We start from the raw sequence: 1,906 nt of genomic DNA on the forward strand, positions 1-1,906 counted from the left end.
ACTGCTCTGTGTTTCTCGTTGCTGATGCCGTGCGGGGTGCACGAAACCTGCATGGTCAAGCCCATGCAAGAGCGTTCGCGGATGCTGCCGGGTGTGAGTAAAATATTTGTGGGTGACATTCCGAAATGATCCCCGACGAGGGTTGCGAACTTTTGTTCGCGACGCTCGTCGGGGCCACCAAGCGAAGCGCGGTAGAAAAAAGCAAATGTCGTGAAAAAAGGACTCTCTCCCTGCTATGATGGTGATTGTCAACATCAACCGAAAACAGGAGGGAGAGAGTCCATGAAACATCTTACCACAGAATGGCCTTTATTAAAAGAGCTGGAGGAGCAATTAGTCAGAACTCTTCAAAAGGTGTTCGCTGTCTTGTTGGCGGTCCTTTTGGAGGAGATCGATCAACAACTGGCGGAAGCGCGGGACAAGCGCCGGTATCAGCTGAAAGACAAACGGCCGACTACGATCCAAACGCTGTTTGGAGAAGTGACGTTTCGACGGAACTACTACTATGACCGGCAAACGGGGAACTATACCTTCTTGCTGGATGCCGAATTAGGCTTTGATGGGGCCCGATCGATCAGTCCTTGCCTCGAGGAAACGGCGGTCGAGTTGGCCGTAGAGTGCTCTTCCTACCGCAAAGCGGCCCGTACGTTGGAGTCGATCGTGGGGTATGCGGTCATGAGCCACGAGGCGATTCGCCAACTGGTGCTGGAGGCCCCTGTCTCGCTGCACCGCCCTGTTTCCCAACGGCACGGCCGGGTGCTGTTTGTGGAGGCGGATGGACTGTTTATTTCCCGCCAGGGGAAAGGGAAACGGGCGAAAGAAGAGAAAATCCTGGCGGTTCACGAGGGATGGAAACGAAACGGTTCGCAGCTCGAGCTCGTGAACCGGCGCCACTGCCTCCATGAAGGGGAGGGAGACGTGTGGGAACGGTTCGAAGAGTGGCTGATGAACGAATATGCCTATGATCCGTGCCGGGACCTGTTGATCATCAACGGCGACGCGGCGTCGTGGATCACGGCCTGCCGGGAGTATTTTGGGAAGCGGGCGTGCTTTCAGCTGGATCGATTTCATGTGGCGCGGGAGCTGCGTCAGTGTCTGTCCGGCCATCCGCGTTGGCGGGAGGTGCGGAAGAAGCTGGCGAAACAAGACGAAGAGGGGCTTCTCGTGGAGCTGAACAGCGCGGTCGGCACGTTGGAGGACGAAGCGAAAGAGAAGCAGATGGCTGCCATGATCCGCCGGATCGAGTCGATGCCGGGATGCATCCGGGACTATCGGGAGTGGCTGTCGGAGCAAGGGGTGGAGACGACCGGCATGCGTCCGATGGGCCACGCCGAGAGCGTGATGAGCCGGTTTGCGCATCGGGTGAAATCCCGCCGCAGCTGGAAAGACCAAGGGCTTCGGGCGTTTCTGAGGGCGATGGCGGCCCGAATCGACGGGATTTGGCGGAGAAATGGGCAGTTGGTGGAGGAAGAAGAGACCCGAACGGCGGCCTCGGCCTCAACAAAGTCCAAGCGGATCGAACAGGCCAAACGGAAGGCCGGACGGTTATGGGCAGATGTGGTGCGTCAGAATCTACCGTGTCTGCAGCGGTCATCCGGGACACCGATCCATCAAGCGTTGTCGGCGCTCCGGGATGGTGGTTGGGTGTAAAAAAATGGAATATCGTATCATCGCCTCAAGATGAGGGATGAGAGTCCGAAAGCGCTTACGATATTAATTCCTGAAAATGGTTCGCTAACTAGTGATTGACAACGCCCGTAGTGAACCGAAAAAATGTTCTCCACAAAGTCTTGACTGACTCATAGCGGGGTATATTGGGCTCGACAGGTACATCCTGCCCCTGGTTGGGGTGCCGGGGCACGCAGGACCGGTGGTCGACAGGATCCTCCAGCGCGATGCCTCTCCG

General features: G+C 57.1%; 1 protein-coding gene. It reads left to right on the forward strand.

The features are described from left to right. The first annotated feature begins 282 nt into the window (after positions 1–282). Complete coding sequence (locus N2245_RS13285) at positions 283–1,650, forward strand: ISLre2-like element ISGsp3 family transposase (protein ID WP_494537206.1); 1,368 nt, start codon at positions 283–285, stop codon at positions 1,648–1,650. The last annotated feature ends 256 nt before the right edge of the window (positions 1,651–1,906 follow it).

The sequence above is a fragment of the Thermobaculum sp. T2p genome (assembly GCF_059335935.1).